The sequence below is a fragment of the Halarchaeum acidiphilum MH1-52-1 genome (assembly GCF_000474235.1).
Lineage (GTDB): Archaea > Halobacteriota > Halobacteria > Halobacteriales > Halobacteriaceae > Halarchaeum > Halarchaeum acidiphilum.
On the sequence record NZ_BATA01000054.1, the window covers coordinates 1 to 18307 of the forward strand.

The window sequence follows — 18307 nt, forward strand, 5'->3', positions numbered from 1 at the left end:
CGACGCGCTCGCCGTCGAGCGGGCGCTCCCCGACCGCTCGCGCGACGTCGAGGCAGATCGCGTCCACCGTCGCGATCTTCGCCTTCCCCTCCTCGACGCGCGGATCGACGACGTCCACGCCCCACGATTCGACGCGCTCCAGACTCTCCAGCACGCCCGGGTGGTCGTACATCGGCTCGTGCATCGCGGGCGCGACCACGACGGGGACGTCCGCCCCGAGCGCCGTCGTCGCCGCCGTCGTGACGGGCGTGTCGTCGACCGCCGCGGCGACCTTCCCGACGGTGTTCGCCGTCGCTGGCGCGATCAGGTAGACGTCCGCCCACCCCTCGCGTCCGCAGAGTTCGACGTGCTCGACGGCGCCCGTGATCTCCGTCGCGACCTCGTGCTCGGTCGCGAACGCGACCGCCCTCGGATCGATGATCCCGCGCGCGCTCTCGGTCATCACGGCGCGCACGGACGCCCCGCGCCGGCGCAGCTCGTGGGCGAGTTCGACCACCTTCACCGCCGCGATGCTCCCCGTGACGCCGAGCGCGACGTTCACACCCTCCAGCATACAACCACCTGCTCGCCCCCGGCAGTAAAAGCGTCCGCCTTCGGGGCGTCCCCGATCTCTCACGTCGTGAACGTCGCGATCTCGTAGGAGTCGCCGGGACTGACCGCTCCCGTGTCCTGCGCCTTCACGGACGAGACCCCGCGGCAAGTACCGGTCATATCCGCTGGTTCATGCCCTGCCAGCACAAGGACTCGCGCCGTTCTCGTCCGCGAGTCCGTGGTTCGTTACAGCCGGTAGTCGTGTTCGCCCGTCTCCGTGTCGAGGAACGCCGCGAGCAGGTCGATCGTCGCGTCCACGTCGTCCGCGTGGGCGGCCTCCGTCACCGTGTGCATGTATCGCAGCGGGACGCTGATCGCGCCGACCGGCTTCGCGCCGTGCGTGTTCTGGAAGCCCGCGGTGTCCGTCCCGCCGGCCGGGAGCACCTCGAGCTGGTGGTCGACGTTCTCGGTCTCGGCGACGGACTCCATGCGCTTTCTGACCGTCGGGTTCGTGATGACGCTCCCGTCCTTCAGTTTGATCGCCGCGCCGCCGCCGAGTTCGGTGACGTGCTTCGACTCGTCGGAGAACTGCGGGATGTCGTTCGCCACCGTGACGTCGAGCGCCACCGCGAGATCCGGGTCGAGATCGACGCCGAGCGCCCGCGCCCCGCGCAGTCCCACTTCCTCCTGCACCGTCGCCGCGAAGTGGACCGTCACGTCGGGATCGACGCGCTTTGCGGCCTCCAGCATCGCGAACAGACAGACCCGATCGTCCATCGACTTCCCCGTCACCGTCTCGCCGAGCGCGCGCGTGTCCTGACTCATCGTCACGACGTCGCCCACCGAGACGAGGTCCGCGACGTCCTCCCCGTCCCGTCCGAGATCGACGTACAGGTCCTCGATCTCGTCCGTCGATTCGCGCTCCTCCTCGCTCATCGTGTGCGGCGGCGGCGAGCCGATGACGCCGTCGAGATCGCCCTCGGCGGCGTGGACGGTGACGCGCTGCGCGCGCAGGACGCGCGGATCCCACCCGCCGAGCGCGTCGAGTTTGAGGAACCCCGCTTCAGTCACGTGTTTCACCATGAAACCGATCTCGTCCATGTGCGCCGCGACCGCCACCTCGTAGTCGGGGTCCTCGCTCCCTTCGACGGTCGCGACGACGTTCCCCATCGCGTCCGTCCGGATCTCGTCCGCGACGTCGCCGAGTTCGCGCCGCACGATCTCGCGGATGCGGTCCTCGTGCCCCGGCGCGCCGTGGGCCTCCGTGAGTTCCGTCAACAGCTCGAAGTTCGCGTTCACACGCGACGGGTCGGCTCGACGGCACTTAAATGCCGGCGCGCTCCGTCTCACCGACCCCCCGCCGCCGGTAGTCGAAGGATCACGACGGTGCCGCCCGACTCCCCGTCCTCGAACGCGACGCGCCCGCCGTAGACGTTGCACAGCCAGTTCAGCAGCCAGATGCGCACGCCCGCGGCGTGCACGAGGTCCGTCTCCTCGCCGCAGCGGACCGGTTCGAGTTCGTTCTCGGGGATCCCCGGCCCGTCGTCCGTGACCCTGATCGCGACCTCATCGCCCGCCCGCTCGACGGTGATCGAGACGCGGCGCTCGGCCGTCGTCGACCCGTGTTCGAGCAGACACTCCACGGCCGCCCGGATCGCGCGGCGCAACGGGTCGTCACCGCGGACGACCGCCCGCGACGGGAGCGACACATCGATCGTGACCGCGGGACGCGTCGCGCGCAGGTGATCGCGCTCCCGGCGCACGAGCGCCACCACGTCCACGGTCGCGTCGGCGTCGAGATCGATCTCGCTGACGACGCGGAGTTGCTCGCTGACGTCGACCACGTCGTCCGCCGTCTCCGCGACGATCGAGAGACGGTCGCGATCGGTCGCGTCCGTCGCGTGCTCGCGGACCAACTCGGCGTACCCCCTGATCACCGTCATGTCGTTGCGGATGTTGTGCCGGAGGACGCGCCCGAGCACCTGCAGCTGCTGGGCGGCGTCGCGAAGCCGCGCGTTCGAGCGTTCGAGCTGCGACTCCAGACGGCGCGTGAGCGCGTAGATGAGGACGGCGGAGAGCAGGACGAACAGCCATCCCTTCCCGGTCTGGAGCGCGGTGGCCGCCGCCCGCGTCGGCGCGAAGACGTGCACGAGCCAGTCGGTGACGACGAGCCACGCGCCACCGAGCGCGAAGTACGCGACGGCGATGCGACGCGGGGAAAGCTCCGCGATCCGCCGGAGACGGTCCATATGTATCGACAGCGGCTCGCCCACCATAGTTGGTCGCCCGGTGCGGGTCGAGCGCGCGAGCGCCTCTCAGACGTCGCGTTCGACGACGTACTCCGCGAACGCGGCGAGTTCGGCGGCGATCTCGTCCGTGAGCGGGACGTCGTCGAGGTGATCGTGGGCCTCCTCGACGAGCGCGATGGCGCGCTCGCGGGCGTACTCGACGCTCCCCGCCTCCTCCATGATCTCGATGGCGGCCAGCGCCTCCGCGTCCGTCGTGTCGTCGGCGGCGAGGATCTCCTGCAAGCACGCGGCGTCCTCGGGGGCGGCGTTCCGGACGGCGTGGACGGCGATGAGCGTCTTCTTGCCCTCCTTGATGTCGTTTCCGATGGCTTTCCCGAAGTCGCCGGCCTCGTCGAGGCTGTGCTCGACGTCGAGGATGTCGTCGGCGATCTGGAAGGCGATGCAGACGGTCTCCATGAACGCGGCGAGTTCGGACTCCACATCGTCGGATTGATCGGTGACGATCGCGGCGAGCCGACCGACGATCCGCCCGAGACAGCCGGTCTTGCACGCGCACATCTCCATGTACTCGGCCTCGGTGATCGCGATCTCGTCGCTGTTGTGCCAGCGGATGTCCATCCCCTGCCCGAGGTGCGTGCGGTTCAGCTCGTAGGTGAGCATCTCGTAGACCGCGAGGCGCGTCTCGGGATCGAGGTCCGCCGGGTCGCGTTCGAGGATCTTCAGCGGGATGAAGTAGAGGGCGTTGCCCGCGTTGAGGGCGATGTCCTGCCCGTAGCGGTGGTGGACCGCCTCCTCGCCGCGGCGGATCTCCGCGCCGTCCTCGACGTCGTCGACGATGATCGTCCCGTTGTGGAGGATCTCGGGGATGACCGCGTAGGGGAGGAACGTCTCCGGGTCGGCGCCGAATCCCTCGACGAGCATGAGGAAGACGACGGCGCGCCAGCGCTTCCCCCCGCGATCCAAGAGGTCCCAGACGGGCGTCGAGAGGGCGTCCTCGATGGCATCGGGGTCGTACTCGTAGCGCCCCTCGCCGAAGAACGTCCGGAGGTAGTCGGCCGTCAGCTCGCGCGGGAGGACGCGTTCGATCTCGCGATCCACCGCGGGCCGCCACTCCGAGAGCGATTCGGACATATGCGCCGCCCTTCACGCCCGCGGGTGAAAAATCTGCGCTATCGCCCCCCGCAGACGCAACCCTTTTCCGCCGTCTCGGCGAGACACGCCCATGAGCGATGCAGACACGGACGCCGAATCCCAGCTCCGCGAGGAGCTTACCGCGGCCCTCGAGGATGCGGACTACCCCGTCACGAGCATGACCAGCCTCGTCCCCGAACTCCCGCGAGGCCCGATGACGAAGTTCCACGCCGGCGATCGCACCTTCTCCGCGATGGAACTCGCGAAACTCCTCTCCGGACACGAGGAGTTCCCCTACGACGGCGTCGAGGGCCTCGTCGACGACGTCATCGCGGGCCTGAAGGCCGAAGGCGAACTCTAGTCCGACGCGCTCTCTCGCCGGGTCCCGATCCCGCGTTTCCACCCACGCTTTTGCCGGTCGGCGTTTCCACCCACGCTTTTGCCGGTCGGCGGCCCATCGTCCACCATGACCGACTGGATCGGCGAGACGTTCACGAGCGAGACCGGCTGGAACCACCTCGAAACGCTCGTCGACATCGGGAATCGAATGGCGGGGAGCGCGGGCGAGCACGAGGCGGCCGCGGCGACGCGGGACGCCCTCGCCGAACACGCCCGCGACGCCCACCTCGATGAGTTCACCATTCAGGGGTGGGAGCGCGGCACCGCACACGTCGCCGCGGGCGACACCGAACAGGACTGCATCGCGCTCCCGCGCAGCCCCTCGAAATCCGCGACGGGCGCCCTCGTCGACCTCGGTCACGGACTCCCCGAGGACTTCGCGGAGCGCGACCTCGACGGGAATGTCGTGCTCGTCGACTCGGCCGTCCCCGACCACTACGAGCGCGTGGTGCACCGCCGCGAGAAGTACTACCGGGCCGTCGAGGCGGGCGCGGGCGCGTTCGTCTTCGCGAACCACTATCCGGGGGGATTGGTCCCGACGGGGAGCGTCGGCACGGCGGACGCGCCGATCGGCGAGATCCCCGCCGTCGGCGTCTCGAAGGAGGTCGGCGCGCGACTCGCGCGCCGCTTCGACGGCGGGCGCGTCACCGTCGACGTCGAGGCGTCGCTCTCCGAGGCCACGTCGCGGAACGTCCACGCCGAACTCGGACCCGACACCGAGGAGGAACTCCTGCTCACCGCGCACGTCGACGCCCACGACGTCGCGGAGGGCGCGATGGACAACGGGGCGGGGACCGCGATGGTCGTCGAACTCGCGCGGGCGCTCGCGGACCGCGAGGACGAACTCGACACCCGCGTGCACGTCGTCGTCTTCGGCGCGGAGGAGGTCGGTCTCGTGGGATCGGCGCGCGACGCCGACCGGCGCGTCCTCGACGACGTGCGCGCCGTGGTGAACCTCGACGGCGTGGCCGCGGCGCGCACCCTCGAGTTCACGACGCACGGCTTCGACGCGCTCGAAGCGGCCGCCCGCGAGGTCGGCGAGCGCTTCGCGCATCCCGTGACGATCGATCCCGAACTCGGCCCGCACTCCGATCACTGGAGCTACGTCCAGCGCGGCGTTCCGGGCTACATGGTCGCGAGCGACACCGGCGACAGCGGGCGCGGGTGGGGCCACACCGCCGCGGACACGCTCGATAAGCTCGAAGCGCGCACCTTCCGCGAGCAGGCGATCCTCCTCACGGCGCTCGCCGTCGCGCTCGCGGACGACGGCTTCACGGTCGCACACGCCGCGCCCGAGGACGTCGCGGCCGCCTGCGAGGCGCAGTATCTCGCGGCGGGCATGAAGGTCACCGGCGACTGGCCGTTCTGAGCGATCCGCCGATCGACCGCCGACGGCAACTTTTTGCCCGCGGGGGGCGACCCTCCGACGATGACCGAGGCACACGTCGGGCTCGTCGGGCCGGAGACCGAGAGCGCCGCCGCCGTCGTCGAGAACGCGGGCGGGATCGCGGCCACCGGAACCGCGGCGTCGGTCCTCGATCGCGACGTCACCGCCGTCGCCGCGCTCTCCGAGGGCGCGCTCTACGACCTCGTCCGCGCCGGCGTCTCCGCTGCGACGCCCGTGCTCCCCGTGAACACGGGCGCGGGCACGGACTCCGTCGACCCGAACGACCGCGATCGCGCGCTCCGTCGCCTCGTCCGCGGCGAGTACGAGGGACGCGAGCGCCCGACGATCGCCGTCGAGGCCCGCCGCGAGTCGTACCGCGCGCTCTCGGACGTCATGCTCGTCACCGCGGAGGCCGCGCGCATCTCCGAATACGCCATCGACGTGACCGGCGAGGACGGCGAGACCCCCCTCGAAACGGTGCGCGCCGACGGCGTCGCCGTCGCCACACCCGTCGGCAGCGAGGGGTACACGGCCACCGCCGACGGGCCCGTCCTCTCGCCGACCGTGGACGCCGTCGCCGTCGTCCCCATCGCCCCCTTCCGCGTCGAGTGCCCGAACTGGGTCGTCTCGCTCCCCGGCACGCTCACCGTCGAGCGCGACGAGACCGACGTCGCGCTCCTCGTCGACGACGCGGACGCCGGTCTCGTCGAACCCGGCGCGCCCGTCGATCTCTCCTACGGCGAGCCGGTGACGCTCGCCGTGACGCGCGCGGACTGACGCCGCCGCGCGCCTACTCCTCGCCGTGACGCGCGCGCACGGCGTCGGGATCGAACCCGTTCACCGCCCGGTTCGGCTCCAATCCCGCGCGCTCGATCACGTCGAGGTCGTCGGCCGCGGTCTGCCCCGCCGTCGTGAGGTAGTCGCCCGTCAGCAGACCGTCCGCCCCCGCCTCGAAGGGGCGGTGGGCGTCCGCGTCGTCGAAGGCGACCTCGCGCCCGCCGGTGAGGCGGACGCGCGCCTCCGGGTGGAGGAACCGGTAGACGGCGACGGTCTTCACGACGTCGGCGGTGTCGATCGCCGGTCCGTCCGGGAAGCGCTCGCCGAGCGGCGTCCCCGGAACGGGGTTGAGGACGTTCACGGGGAGCGAGGAGACGCCCACCTCGCGGAGCGCGAGCGCGGCGTCGATCCGGTCCGTCGGGCTCTCGCCCATCCCGAGGATCACGCCCGCGCAGAGGTCGAGACCGGCGGCTTTCGCCACTTCGAGCGTCTCGACGCGGTCCGCGAAGTCGTGGCTCCCGACGACCTCCGGGAAGTAGTCGGGCGACGTCTCGATGTTGTGGTTGTAGTGGTTCAGCCCGACGTCCGCGAGGATCCCCGCTTCCGCCTCGGTCAGGACGCCGAGGCTCGCGTCCACTTCGACGGCCGTCTCGTCGCGGACGAGGCGGATCGCCTCCAACACGCGCCCCCACTCCTCGGGGCGGCGCTCCTTCGAGACGCCCTTCTCCGCGACGACGATTCCGAAGCGCTGTGCGCCGTCGCGCTCGGCGCGCCTCGCCGCCGCGAGGATCGACTCGGGGTCGAGCAGGTCGTGGGTGTCGATGCCGGTGTCGAAGCGACTCGACTGCGCGCAAAAGCCGCAGTCCTCCGCGCAGTCGCCCGCCTTCGCGTTCACGATGCTGCACGCGTCGACCGTCCCGTCGCCGTAGTGCGCGCGAACCGCGTCCGCCGCGGGCGCGAGCGCCTCGACCGGTTGCGCGACGAGCGCGAGCGCGTCCCGCCGCGTTAGCGTCCCTCCGGCGAGCACGCGTTCGAGCGCGTCGTCGACGGTTCGGTTACCACTCTCGTAAACCATCGACTAGATCCTAGTTTACGGGACTGTAAGGGTTTGGTCCGCGCCCGCTCACCACTCGCTGCCGTCCGCGAGGTCGACGTCGTGATCGAGCTTCGAGGACGGACAGACGTCCTCCAGCACGCACTCCTCGCAGTCCGGGTTCCGCGCCGTACAGGTGTCCCGGCCGTGCGCGATCAGCCAGTGCGTGTAGTTCTTCCAGTGCTCTCGCGGGACGACGCCGTCCATCAGATCCCGCTCGATCTTCTCCGGCGTCTCCTCCGCCGTGATGCCGAGGCGCCGCGAGAGGCGCTGGACGTGCGTGTCCACGACGATCCCCTCGGTCAGGTCGTGGCCGTGCTGGAGGACGACGTTCGCCGTCTTGCGCCCGACGCCCGGGAGATCCGTGAGCGCGCTCATCGAATCCGGCACCTCGCCGTCGTGCTCCTCGATGATCCGTTCGGCGGCGTCGTGGAGGTAGCCCGCCTTGCTGTTGTAGTAGGTGATCGAGTCGATGTCGTCGGCGATGTCGTCGACGTCCGCGCTCGCGAAGTCCTCGGGCCCGTCGTACGTCTCGAAGAGGTCCGCGGTGACCTTGTTCACGCGCTCGTCCGTGCACTGCGCGGAGAGGACGACGGCGACGAGGAGTTCGAAGCGATTCGAGAAATCGAGGGAGATCTCGGGATCGGGATACTCGCGCTGGAGGCGGTCGATGACCGCCTCGGCCTGTGCCGCGCGGGTGTCGAGTGGCTCGCCCATACGGGCCCCTCGGGCGCGGGCGGTTTGAGCGATTCGACTGCCGCTCGCGACGCTAGCGCGCGACGCCATCCGGGCGGTTTATGTCCGACCCGGCAGGCCTACGTGGTATGAAGGCCACCGCGACAGCCCACCCGATTCAGGGTCTCGTGAAGTACCACGGGATGCGCGATCACGACGCGCGCTACCCCTATCACGACAGCATCAGCGTCTGCACCGCGCCCGCGAGCACCACGACGACCGTCGCGTTCGACGACGCGCTCGAGACGGACGAGTACGTCATCGGCGACGAGGCGGTCACGGGAAGCGGCGCCGAGCGCATCGCGAGCGTGCTCGACGAGGTCCGCGAGCGCGCCGGCATCGAGACGCGCGCTCGACTGGTGAGCGAGAACGACTTTCCGACGAACATCGGTCTCGGCTCCTCCGCGTCGGGGTTCGCCGCGGCCGCCGTCGCCGCCTGCGAGGCCGCGGGTCTCGACCTCACCCACCCCGAGATGTCCGCCATCGCCCGACGCGGCTCCGCCTCGGCCGCCCGCGCCGTCACCGGCGGCTACTCCGACCTCTCGGGGGGAGTGAACGACGTCGACTGCCGGAGTCACCGCCTCGACGCCGCCGAGACCCTCGAAGAGGACACCCGCATCGTCATCGCCGAGGTGCCCGCGTACAAGGAGACGCAGGCCGCCCACGACGAAGCTGAAGAAAGCCACATGTTCGACGCGCGGCGCGTCCACGTCGAGGACCAGCTCGTCGAGATGCGCGACGCGCTGCGGGCGGGCGAGCGCGAACGCGTCTTCGAGACGGCCGAACACGACTCGCTCTCGCTCGCCGCGACGACGATGACCGGCCTGCGGGGTGGGTCTACTGGAAACCCGAGACCCTCGAAGTCTTCGAGGCGGTTCGCGACCTCCGCGACGACGGCGTGCCCGCGTGGTTCTCCACGGACACCGGCGCGACCGTGTACGTGAACACCGATAGCGAGAACGTCGACGCCGTGGAGGAGGCCGTCGCCGCGACGGGCGTCGACACGCGCGTCTGGGAGGTCGGCGGCCCCGCGCGCGTGCTCGACGAGGACGCGGCGCTGTTCTAAGGCTTACTCGTCCGCGCTCTCGTCACCGCCATCGTCAGCACTGTTAGTGATGAGTTGTCCTTCGAACGACGGGCGAGCTTCCACCTCACTCGACTCCGCGTCGTCGTCACTCATCCTCGTCCTCCTCGAAGTCGCCCTTGAACACGGGTTGTCCCTCAAACGACGGACGCTCGCGGGATCGATCCCCAGATTCGCCGTCGTTCTCCGACGCCTCGCTCGCTGTTCCACTCATACGCCGATGTATGCCGTCCTCATAATTGAGTGTTGGGCCGAACCGTGCGATCCCGGTTCGGTTCCGTGTTCACTCACGGAGGCGGAGGACGCGTCGCACCTGTCGATGAAATCGCGTGTACCACGTTAGGACGACGTTCAACACGAACGACACGCCGAGTAGCGTCCAACCGACATGTCCTATCGCTGCGTGTACGGTGCCGAGAGCGAGCGCAGTCATCGCGTAGAGCAGCAAGAGGAGCGTGAGCGTCCCGAGCGGTGCGTTCCGTGCGTTCGTCCGGAAGTTGTGCTCGATCCAGTGCGAGTAGCTCTCTACGAGTCCTTCCAGGTTCTGTCGATCCGTATAATCGCCGTCGAGCATTGCACGGAGGTCTTTCCCGCTCATCCCGGTGCGGAGGTCCGAAGCGGTGTACGTGACCGCCGCGACGGCCGTCGAGCCGAGGAGGAGGACGATCCCTGCGATCGTATAGCCGTTGACGAAATCGACGAGCACCGACGCCGGGCTCGCTTGGCTCGGTCGGGCGTTCAGGGCGATCGAAATTCCCGTCAAGATGATCCCGAGGAGCACGAGGTTCACGCGGAGGATCCGGGCCGCCTTGTTGTCGATGTCGTTGAGCGTCTGGATCTGGCTGTCGATGGTCCGCTGCGCTTCCTCACGAGCGATCTCGACGGTATCGACCGTCGGTTGATTGGTATCGTCCCCGTCCCCGCGCTCGCTCATCTACCGTTCATTGTTCTCCCAGTCACCTATGTACCTTCGCCCCGTCGGCCCGAACTACAAAGGGGGCCCTCCGCGACGGTTCGAGTATGCGCGTCGCTGTGCTCGGCGGTGGCTACGCCGGCCTCATGGTCACACGCGAACTCGAAGAGCGACTCCCCCCCGGTGACGAACTCGTCCTCGTCGACGAGACGGGCGAGCACCTCATTCAACACGAACTCCACCGCGTCATACGCTATCCGACCTTCGCCGACGACATCGCCATTCCGCTCGGCGAACTGACGACGCGCGCCGCGATCCGCGAGGCGACCGTTACCGACATCGACGCGGACGCGGGAACGGTCGCGCTCGCCGACGGCGAGGCGATCGACTACGACGCCTGCGTCGTCGCGCTCGGCTCGCAGACCGCCGACTACGACATCCCGGGCGTCGCCGAGTACGCGACGCCGCTCAAGCGCCGTGAGCACGCCGCGACGCTCCGCCGCGACTTCCTCGACGCCGTCGAGACGGCCGGCGGGACCGCGGTCGTCGTCGGCGGCGCGGGCTTATCCGGCATTCAGACCGCGGGCGAGTTCGCCGAACTCGCCGATCGCGAGGGCGTTCGCGACGACGTCGAGGTCGTCCTCGTCGAGCGCTCCGACACCGTCGCGCCCTCGTTCCCCGAGAACTTCCGCGACGCGGCGCGGAACGCCCTCCGCGACCTCGACGTCCGTCTCGAAACTGGCACCGAGGTGACTGGAGTGACGGCGACGGACGTCCGCACGGACGGCGACGCCATCCCGTCCGACGTGCTGGCGTGGACGGGCGGCGTCCGCGGGCCGGACGCGCTCGGGGAGGAGCGTCGGGGCGTCCGCGCGGACCTCCGGCTCTCCGATCGGACGTTCGTCACGGGCGACGCCGCGGACATCGTGGACGCGGACGGCGAGCGCGTCCCCGCGAGCGCGCAGGCCGCCGTCCGGGCGTCCCCCACCGTCGCGCGGAACGTCGAGCGCGTCCTCGACGCCGCGCGCGCCGGCGAGTCCGTCGGTCACCTCGAGAAGTGGGCGTTCGAGACGCCGGGCTGGCTCATCAGCGTCGGCGACGACGCCGTCGCGCAACTCGGCCCGGAGGTGTTCCGCGGCGCCGCCGCGAACGTCATCAAGACGAGCGTCGGACTCACCTACCTCGCCGAACACGGCTCGCTACGCGACGCCATCCGCGTCGTCCGCGACGAACTCGGCGACGAGCGCGTCCTCCCGGACCGCCCGGATCTCGAACCGTGATCACTCCGCTCCGCGGACCGTCGCGTCGGGATCCTTCGTCGCGTCCGGATCGGCCGTCACATCCGCTCCCGTGAGGGCGAATCGCGCGCTCCCGTGAGGGCGAATCGCGCGCCCCCGGTCGCGCTCTCGGTGACCGCGACGTCCCAGCCGTGTCCGGCCGCGATCTCGGAGACGATGGAGAGTCCGAACCCCGTCCCGTCCTGCCGCGTCGTGTACCCGTCCTCGAAGACGCGTTCGCGTCGCTCCTCGGCGATCCCCGGCCCGTCGTCGGCGACGTAGAACCCGTCACTGGCGTCCGTCGAACCGACCGTGACGCGCACGCGCCCGTCGTCGCCGGCGGCGTGCTCGACGGTGTTTCGAAAGAGGTTCTCCAAGAGGTGACGGAGTCCATCGGGATCGGCCGTGACCGTCCCGAGGTCGTCCACGACGGCGAGCGTCGCGTCCGCGTCCCCACCGACCGCGAGATCCCACGAGGACGCGACGAGATCCGCGAGATCGACCGGCTTCGCCTCGCCGATCTCGTCGCCTTCGCGAGCGAGCACGAGCAGGTCGTCGATGATATGCGTCATGCGCTCGTGGGCGGCCGCGACGCGGTCGAACGCCTCGACGTCCGCGTCCACGCGCTCGCGCCCGAGGTCGAGATATCCGCTCGCCACGGACAGCGGCGAGCGGAGGTCGTGGCTCACGACGGACGCGAAGCGTTCGAGACGCTCGTTCTGCGCTTCGAGGCGCTCGGTCGTCTGCCGGCGTTCCAGCTCGTAGCTCACCCAGCGCGCCATCAGCTCGACGAACGTCCGCTCGGTGTCCGTGAACGCCTCCTCGCGCGGTTCCGAATCGGCGAAACAGAACGTCCCGTAGACCGCCCCATCGACCGTCACCTTCGCACCGACGTAACACCCCAGCCCGAAGCGCTCGTACGCCGGATCGTCACCCCACCCCTCCTCGAGCGCGTTCCGAACGGTGACGAGGTCGTTCTGCGCCACCGTCTGTCGACAGTACGCCTCGGAGAGCGGGACGGTGGTACCCGGCTCGACGTCGCTATCCCCCACGATCGTATCGATCCGCTGTTGTCCATCGCTCACCTCGGTGAAGAACCCCACGGGGATGTCGAGGTAGTCGCGGCCGAGCGCGAGCAGCCGTTCGAGCTTCTCGTCGAACGACGCGTCCCCGTCCGCAGTGATGCGATACATGTCTTCGAGCGCCGACTGCTCGCGCTCGAGACGCTCGCCGAGTTCGGCGCGCTCCGTCACGTCGTGGAGCACCAAGAGGCGTTCACCGGACATGACGCCCGGCGTCACGCCGCACGCGACCACGCGCGTCTCGCCGTCCGGGCGCACCACGGGGAACGTCCCGTGGTCGACGTCCGCTTCGAGGATCGACGTCCGCGCGCCCGCGGCGTCGTCCGCGAGGAACTCGCCGACGTGCCGTCCGACGAGCGCACTGCGGGAGAGTCCGAACAGCCCGCTGGCGGCGTCGTTCGCCTCGACGCACCGGCCGTCGTCGTCCACAATCACGAGGGCGTCCGTCGCGCCCTCGAACACCGCGCGGTAGCGATCGCGCTCGCTCGCCCGCTCTCGCTCGCGCCCCGTGACGTCGCGAAGAATGGCGACGACGCCGGTCCCGCCGTCCCACGTGACGCGCCGTCTCGTCGCCTCCATCGTCAGTCGCCGGCCGTCGAGCGTCTCGATCGATCGCTCGATCCGGTCGCGTTGCTCCCCGCTCGTCACCGTCCGCTCGATGGCGTCGAGGACCGACTCGCGCTCCCCCCGCGGCACGAACGCCTCGACGGGACGGCCGACGACGTCGTCCGCGACGGCCGCGCCGACGACCTCGATGGCGACCGGATTCGCGTACGCGATGACGCCGTCCACGACGACGACGATCGGATCGGGAGAGGCCTCCAGAACGGTGCGGCGACGATCCTCGGCGACGCGCGCGCTCCGGCGTGCGCGGACCCGCTCGACGGCGTGCACGACCTGCCGGGCGAGCAAAGCGTACTGGTCGGTGCCCTGCTCTTTGCGCAGATAGTCCGTGACGCCGGCCGAGATGGCCCGGCTCGCCAACTCCTCGGAGCCGCGACCGGTGAACAGGATGAACGGCACGTCCGGGTCGTCCGCTCTGACGGCTTCGAGCAGCTCGATCCCGTCGGTCTCGGGCAGTTCGTAGTCGCTGACGATGCAGTCGATATCCGCCTCTTCGAGCGTCTCGAACGCCGCGGCGGCGCTCGTCACCGCGACGCTCGTGAGTCGGTCGTCGGCGCGTGCGAGGTGGCTCCCGACGAGTTCGGCCAGCCCCGGCTCGTCGTCGACGCAGAGCACCGAGATGGTCTCTCCGTCAGTCATAGCCCGCTCTTCGCCGCTGAGACGTATAAACCCCCCCTGCGAGTCCGGTCCAGCCGCGACGCGTGCGCTGCACGTCGCGCGTCTCCTACGCCCATGTCCGCGTGGCCGCCGCGAACGCGAGCACCTAGTACGTCCGGCGCAGGACCTCGTTTCCGTCCGCGTCCGTGACGGTGATCGTGTCGCCGTCGTTGTCCCAGACGGGCCGATCGAGTCCCCAGTAGAGGTCGTCCTCGTCCCACCGGCCCGATCCGGTGTGGAGGCGGACGGACGCGCCGGCGTCGAGCGTGAAGTCGTCCGGGAAGTGGAACTTCCAGCCCTCGGCGTCCGTGACCGTGTAGTCCGTCATGTCGAACGGCGCGCTCCCCTCGTTCGTGAACTCGACGTACTCCTTCGCGAGGTGTTCGGCGTCGCCGCCCGCGGGATCGACGTTCGTGTCAGTGACGGCGAGCGACGGCCCGGTCTCCGTGTTGCCGAAGTCGCCGGGCCGGACCGTATCGGAACCGCGGAACCACGTGTACGATCCCGTCTTGCCGACGAGGAAGCCGCGCGCCGAATCGAGCGAGAAGTGCGCGGATTCGATCTTGTATTTCAAGTAGAGGTCCCCGCCGCGTCGGATGTACTTCTGCGGCGACGCGCCGTTCTGTCCGGCGAGGTAGTCCCGCGACCCGAAGTAGACGGAGTAGTTCCCGGGATCGACGCCGCTCGGGGTGACCCACTCGCTCTTGTCGGCCCCCTCCGGCGGCGAGCGGATGACGACGGTGACGTCGCCCTTCTCGTACGGATCGAAGGTGTTCGGGTCGTCGCTCGGCATGATCTCGACGTTCGCGCGCTCGACGCTGCGCTCCTCGCCCGGCCGGATCTTCACCGGCTTCTCCGTCGAGAGGTCGAACGACGTCGATCCCGACTCCCCGGAGAGAAAGCGCCACGCATCGACGTTTCGCAGGGTCTTCGGCGTGACCGTGATCGCAGAACTGCCGTCGCCGACGCCCCAGTACGCGCCGCCGTCCGTCTCGCCCGCGTCCCACTGCCACTTCACCTTCGCGTTGCCACCCTCCCACGTCTCGAAGTCGTCGTCGCTCCCCATCGGATCGTCCCGGACCGCCCACTCGCCCTTCGAGCGCGAGAGACCGGAGAACTTCAGGAACGCCGTCCCGCCGTGGTCGGCCCGCGGGCTTCCGTGGAGGAAGACCAGCGACGATCCGACCGGCCCGTCGTAGACGAACAACCGCGACGCGCCGGGATCCTCGGCGAGATCGACCAGCGGGTTCGCCGACGAGGACGACGACTGGTAGTCGTAGAACTCTTCGACGGTCTGTCCGCCGTGCGAGAGCGGCGTCACCTCCCACCGGAGGTAGCCCTGCTGGACGACGTACGAGTCGGGTCGCCCCCCACTCGGGGCGTCCCGATTCATCGTCTCGTAGAGACCCCCACCGCCGAGTGCGAGCACGCCGAGACCTCCGGCGCCGAGCACGTACTCGCGCCGCGAGAGCGCCGACCCCCCCTCGGACGACGTCTCGTCTGGCGTCGCTGCCTCGTACTCCTCACTCATGCGCCGGGATTGTCGACGACGAAACAAAAGAAACGTGGCCGTTCCACCCGTTCCGGCGCTGACGATCCCGGGTCGAGACGGTGTGCCGGGCGAACCCCGTTCGCGAACGCAATCGCCAGCCAGCGAAGGGGCGCGGCACGGACCGTGCCGGTATCAGAAAATTGCCGCTGCTCCGAAACACGGGATACGCCGCACGTAGCAATTAAACGCCCTAACGCGCCAGAATCTGTTTGGCTGCGACGCAGGCCGTTCGGGAATGGGCGTTGCGGGATTGTGAACCTCCGAGAGCCGGTCGCCTCGCCGTCGCTCGGCGCTGCGACTCTCGTGGTTCAAATCCTGAACGGCATCCGTTCGTCTCACTCCATTCGACAGAACTGTATGGGCGTTGCGGGATTGTGAACCTCCGAGAGACGGTCGCCTCGCCGTCGCTCGGCGCTGCGACTCTCGTGGTTCAAATCCTGAACGGCATCCGTTCGTCTCACTCCGTTCGACAGAACTGTATGGGCGTTGCAGGATTTGAACCCGCGGCGTCTTGGTCCGAAGCCAAGTGCTCTGTCCAAGCTGAGCTAAACGCCCGCGCTCTTTTCTTCCAGTCGGTGGCGCTTAAGTCCCGCGATTCATCGGTCGGTCGTGACACGGGCGTTTATGGGGGTGGGCGCGCGACCCTCGCGGTATGACTCTCGGCGAGCGGTTGCGCGGGCTTCTCGAACTCTGCCGGCCGGCGAACGCGGTCGTGGCGGGCGTCTTGACGCTCATCGGTGCGTACGTCGCGGGACGGCCGTTCGCGCGCGGCGCGCTGGTGGCGGCGTTCGCGACGGTGTTCGCGACGGCGGCGGGGAACGCGATCAACGACTATTTCGATCGGGAGATCGACGCGATCAACGATCCCGGCCGCCCGATCCCGCGCGGGGCGGTCCCGCCGCGCGGCGCGCTCGCGTTCAGCGCCGTCCTGTTCGCGGCGGCGATCGTCCTCGCGCTCCTGCTCCCGGCGTTCGCGATCGGCGTCGCGGTGGTGAATCTCGTCGCGCTCGTCGCGTACACGAAGCTGTTCAAGGGTCTCCCCGGCGCGGGGAACGCGGTCGTCGCCTATCTCGGCGGGAGCACCTTTCTCTTCGGCGCGGCGGCGGTCGAGCGGCCGTTCGCGGCGGCGGTCCTCTTCGCGCTCGCCGCGCTCTCGACGTTCGCGCGCGAGGTAATCAAGGACGTCGAGGACGTCGCCGGCGACCGCGAGGAGGGACTACACACGCTCCCGATCGCGGTCGGCGAGCGACGGGCGTGCTGGCTCGGGGCCGCGGTACTCGCCGTCGCGATACTCGCGAGCCCGCTGCCGTACCTCCGCGATCTCTTCGGCGTCGCGTACCTCGTCGTCGTCGTCCCCGCGGACTTCGTGATGGCGTACGCGGCGTACGCGGCGTTCGACGATCCTGCGCGCGCGCAGGGCCTCCTCAAGTACGGGATGTTCCTCGCGGCGGCGGCGTTCGTCGTCGGGCGCGCGCTCGTCTGAAGTGGGTCGCCGCCGCGAGCCACCGGTCCCCGTCGGCGTGCGCGGCGGCTTTTTGTCGATGGCCGCCGTATCGCTACGTATGACTGCCTCCGACGACGAGACGCTCTCGCGAATCCTCGACGACGAGACGATCGCGGTCGTCGGCTGCTCGGGGACGCCCGGGAAGGCCGCCCACGACGTGCCGAAGTACCTCCAGCGTCACGGCTATCGGATCGTCCCGGTGAATCCGACGACGGACGAGGTGCTCGGCGAGCGCGCGTACGACACGCTCGCGGACGTCGACGAGGAGATCGACGTCGTGGACGTCTTCCGGCCGAGCGAGGAGGTCGCGGGCATCGTCGACGAAGCGATCGAGCGCGACGACGTGACGGCGATCTGGATGCAACTCGGCATCCGCGACGATGACGCGGCGGCGCGAGCCGCGGAGGTGGGGCTTTCCGTCGTACAGGACCGCTGCATGAAGGTCGAACACCGGCGCCTGAAGGCGGACTGAGGCGCCGGCGTTCCCGTCTACGCCTCGGCGTCGTCGCTCTCCGCATCCGCATCCGCGTCCACGTCGGCCTCGACGTCGTCGAGGACCGCCTCGACGTCCACGCCGTTCTCGGCGGCGACGGCCTCCACGATGGCGCGCTGCTCGGCCAGCTCGCGCTCCACGCCCGCGATTCGATCGTTCGTCTCGTCGACCGTGTCGCTCATGGCTTGGACCTGCTGACGGACGCTCTCGACGCGCTTGTAGAGTTTCTCCGCGAGATCGGAGAGCTTGCTCACCGTGTTCGCCGTGCTCGTGAGACCCATGCGCGACACTCCGTCGTGGGGAGCCTAATGCCTTCGCCTTCCCCACCGACTGAGCGAAAGGCCCTTACGTACCGCCCGACTACGGTGAAGTGAACTAGGCCGGGCGGTTTGGCCCCGCCCCTCGCCCGCGAAATGGTCATCAGCGGGGGCCGAACACCGAGGAAGTCCGACCCGCCCGGGTCGGACCCCGGAAGCCGACGTCGAAGCCTCGTCCTTCGGGGGCGGCGGTTCGCCGTTCGTGCGCCTGCAGGGGCGTCACGGCGCGATTCGCCGGCGCGATCCCGTCAGGCACGGAAGTGAGCAGCGGAGCACCGGACGTCCGTCGCTCGAAGGGCCGCGGGGTGGAGGAGGCGACCGGGACTATCCGGCCCGGAACGGTCGGGCGACCTCGGCCCGTTCACCATTCATACCGCATACCTTCTCCTGTGAGCGGTCGCTCCGCGACCGCTCCGGGAAAAGCTACGCGAAGAAGGTGTTTGAGACCTGTGCGGCGTTGACGAGACGCTTCGCGTCTCGTTCGCGCACGAGAGCAAAGCTC

At 69.6% G+C, this 18307-nt stretch carries 17 protein-coding genes, 1 tRNA gene, 1 other RNA gene and 1 pseudogene; 8 read left to right on the forward strand and 12 right to left on the reverse strand.

Going from position 1 to position 18307, the window contains the following annotated elements:
- The 4 genes from AOZ13_RS09865 to AOZ13_RS09880 all read right to left on the reverse strand — a co-directional run.
- Window positions 1–553, reverse strand: a 553-nt coding sequence (locus AOZ13_RS09865) for a flavoprotein (RefSeq protein WP_324603261.1), incomplete at its 3' end; no start/stop codon positions are given.
- A gap of 224 nt (window positions 554–777) precedes the next feature.
- The gene (locus AOZ13_RS09870) at window positions 778–1830 is read right to left on the reverse strand and encodes a M42 family metallopeptidase (protein WP_020221536.1); all 1053 of its coding nucleotides are present in this window, start codon (window positions 1828–1830) and stop codon (window positions 778–780) included.
- Between the two features lie 47 nt (window positions 1831–1877).
- Complete coding sequence (locus tag AOZ13_RS09875) at window positions 1878–2780, reverse strand: sensor histidine kinase (protein WP_020221537.1); 903 nt, start codon at window positions 2778–2780, stop codon at window positions 1878–1880.
- Between the two features lie 66 nt (window positions 2781–2846).
- Complete coding sequence (locus AOZ13_RS09880; RefSeq protein ID WP_021780475.1) at window positions 2847–3911, reverse strand: polyprenyl synthetase family protein; 1065 nt, start codon at window positions 3909–3911, stop codon at window positions 2847–2849.
- A 91-nt stretch (window positions 3912–4002) separates the two neighbouring features.
- Here AOZ13_RS09880 and AOZ13_RS09885 point away from each other — a divergent pair, with 91 nt between their 5' ends.
- From AOZ13_RS09885 to AOZ13_RS09895, 3 genes are all read left to right on the forward strand, one after another.
- Complete coding sequence (locus AOZ13_RS09885) at window positions 4003–4272, forward strand: MTH865 family protein (RefSeq protein ID WP_020222846.1); 270 nt, start codon at window positions 4003–4005, stop codon at window positions 4270–4272.
- Between the two features lie 105 nt (window positions 4273–4377).
- A complete protein-coding gene (locus tag AOZ13_RS09890) occupies window positions 4378–5679 on the forward strand; it encodes a M28 family peptidase (protein ID WP_021780476.1) in 1302 nt (433 codons plus the stop codon).
- A gap of 60 nt (window positions 5680–5739) precedes the next feature.
- Window positions 5740–6474, forward strand: a complete 735-nt coding sequence (locus tag AOZ13_RS09895) for an NAD(+)/NADH kinase (protein WP_020222007.1) — start codon at window positions 5740–5742, stop codon at window positions 6472–6474.
- Between the two features lie 13 nt (window positions 6475–6487).
- On the opposite strand, the gene bioB is transcribed toward AOZ13_RS09895, so the two are convergent.
- On the reverse strand, window positions 6488–7549 hold the full coding sequence (gene bioB, locus AOZ13_RS09900; protein ID WP_020222008.1) for a biotin synthase BioB: 1062 nt from the start codon (window positions 7547–7549) through the stop codon (window positions 6488–6490).
- Between the two features lie 48 nt (window positions 7550–7597).
- Window positions 7598–8284 carry an endonuclease III gene (gene nth / locus AOZ13_RS09905; protein WP_020222009.1) on the reverse strand — a complete coding sequence of 229 codons (687 nt, stop codon included), beginning with the start codon at window positions 8282–8284 and terminating at the stop codon, window positions 7598–7600.
- A 107-nt stretch (window positions 8285–8391) separates the two neighbouring features.
- Between nth and mvaD the strand changes: the two are divergent.
- Window positions 8392–9368: pseudogene (gene mvaD, locus AOZ13_RS09910) on the forward strand (phosphomevalonate decarboxylase MvaD).
- 106 nt (window positions 9369–9474) lie between these two features.
- On the opposite strand, the gene AOZ13_RS15315 reads toward mvaD, so the two are convergent.
- The gene (locus AOZ13_RS15315) at window positions 9475–9600 is read right to left on the reverse strand and encodes a hypothetical protein (RefSeq protein WP_021780478.1); all 126 of its coding nucleotides are present in this window, start codon (window positions 9598–9600) and stop codon (window positions 9475–9477) included.
- Window positions 9601–9669: 69 nt separating this feature from the next.
- The gene (locus AOZ13_RS09915; RefSeq protein ID WP_020222012.1) at window positions 9670–10320 is read right to left on the reverse strand and encodes a hypothetical protein; all 651 of its coding nucleotides are present in this window, start codon (window positions 10318–10320) and stop codon (window positions 9670–9672) included.
- Between the two features lie 86 nt (window positions 10321–10406).
- On the opposite strand from AOZ13_RS09915, the gene AOZ13_RS09920 reads away from it, so the two are divergent.
- Window positions 10407–11579 (forward strand): NAD(P)/FAD-dependent oxidoreductase, encoded by a 1173-nt coding sequence (locus AOZ13_RS09920; RefSeq protein WP_049934055.1) that lies wholly within the window; start codon window positions 10407–10409, stop codon window positions 11577–11579.
- A gap of 56 nt (window positions 11580–11635) precedes the next feature.
- Here the strand turns inward: AOZ13_RS09920 and AOZ13_RS09925 are convergent, their stop codons facing one another.
- The 3 genes from AOZ13_RS09925 to AOZ13_RS09935 all read right to left on the reverse strand — a co-directional run bounded on the left by AOZ13_RS09925 (window position 11636) and on the right by AOZ13_RS09935 (window position 16046).
- On the reverse strand, window positions 11636–13921 hold the full coding sequence (locus AOZ13_RS09925) for a PAS domain S-box protein (RefSeq protein ID WP_021780480.1): 2286 nt from the start codon (window positions 13919–13921) through the stop codon (window positions 11636–11638).
- Between the two features lie 124 nt (window positions 13922–14045).
- On the reverse strand, window positions 14046–15470 hold the full coding sequence (locus tag AOZ13_RS09930; RefSeq protein WP_020222256.1) for a lamin tail domain-containing protein: 1425 nt from the start codon (window positions 15468–15470) through the stop codon (window positions 14046–14048).
- A gap of 501 nt (window positions 15471–15971) precedes the next feature.
- A tRNA-Arg gene (locus tag AOZ13_RS09935) sits at window positions 15972–16046 on the reverse strand.
- A 97-nt stretch (window positions 16047–16143) separates the two neighbouring features.
- On the opposite strand from AOZ13_RS09935, the gene AOZ13_RS09940 reads away from it, so the two are divergent.
- Window positions 16144–16974, forward strand: coding sequence for a geranylgeranylglycerol-phosphate geranylgeranyltransferase (locus tag AOZ13_RS09940; RefSeq protein WP_020222663.1), 831 nt, complete (start codon window positions 16144–16146; stop codon window positions 16972–16974).
- A gap of 79 nt (window positions 16975–17053) precedes the next feature.
- Window positions 17054–17467 carry a CoA-binding protein gene (locus tag AOZ13_RS09945; RefSeq protein ID WP_020222662.1) on the forward strand — a complete coding sequence of 138 codons (414 nt, stop codon included), beginning with the start codon at window positions 17054–17056 and terminating at the stop codon, window positions 17465–17467.
- A gap of 17 nt (window positions 17468–17484) precedes the next feature.
- Here the strand turns inward: AOZ13_RS09945 and AOZ13_RS09950 are convergent, their stop codons facing one another.
- The gene (locus tag AOZ13_RS09950; RefSeq protein WP_020222661.1) at window positions 17485–17769 is read right to left on the reverse strand and encodes a DUF5798 family protein; all 285 of its coding nucleotides are present in this window, start codon (window positions 17767–17769) and stop codon (window positions 17485–17487) included.
- 87 nt (window positions 17770–17856) lie between these two features.
- Here AOZ13_RS09950 and ffs point away from each other — a divergent pair.
- An RNA gene (gene ffs, locus AOZ13_RS09955) (signal recognition particle sRNA) lies at window positions 17857–18172 on the forward strand.
- The last annotated feature ends 135 nt before the right edge of the window (window positions 18173–18307 follow it).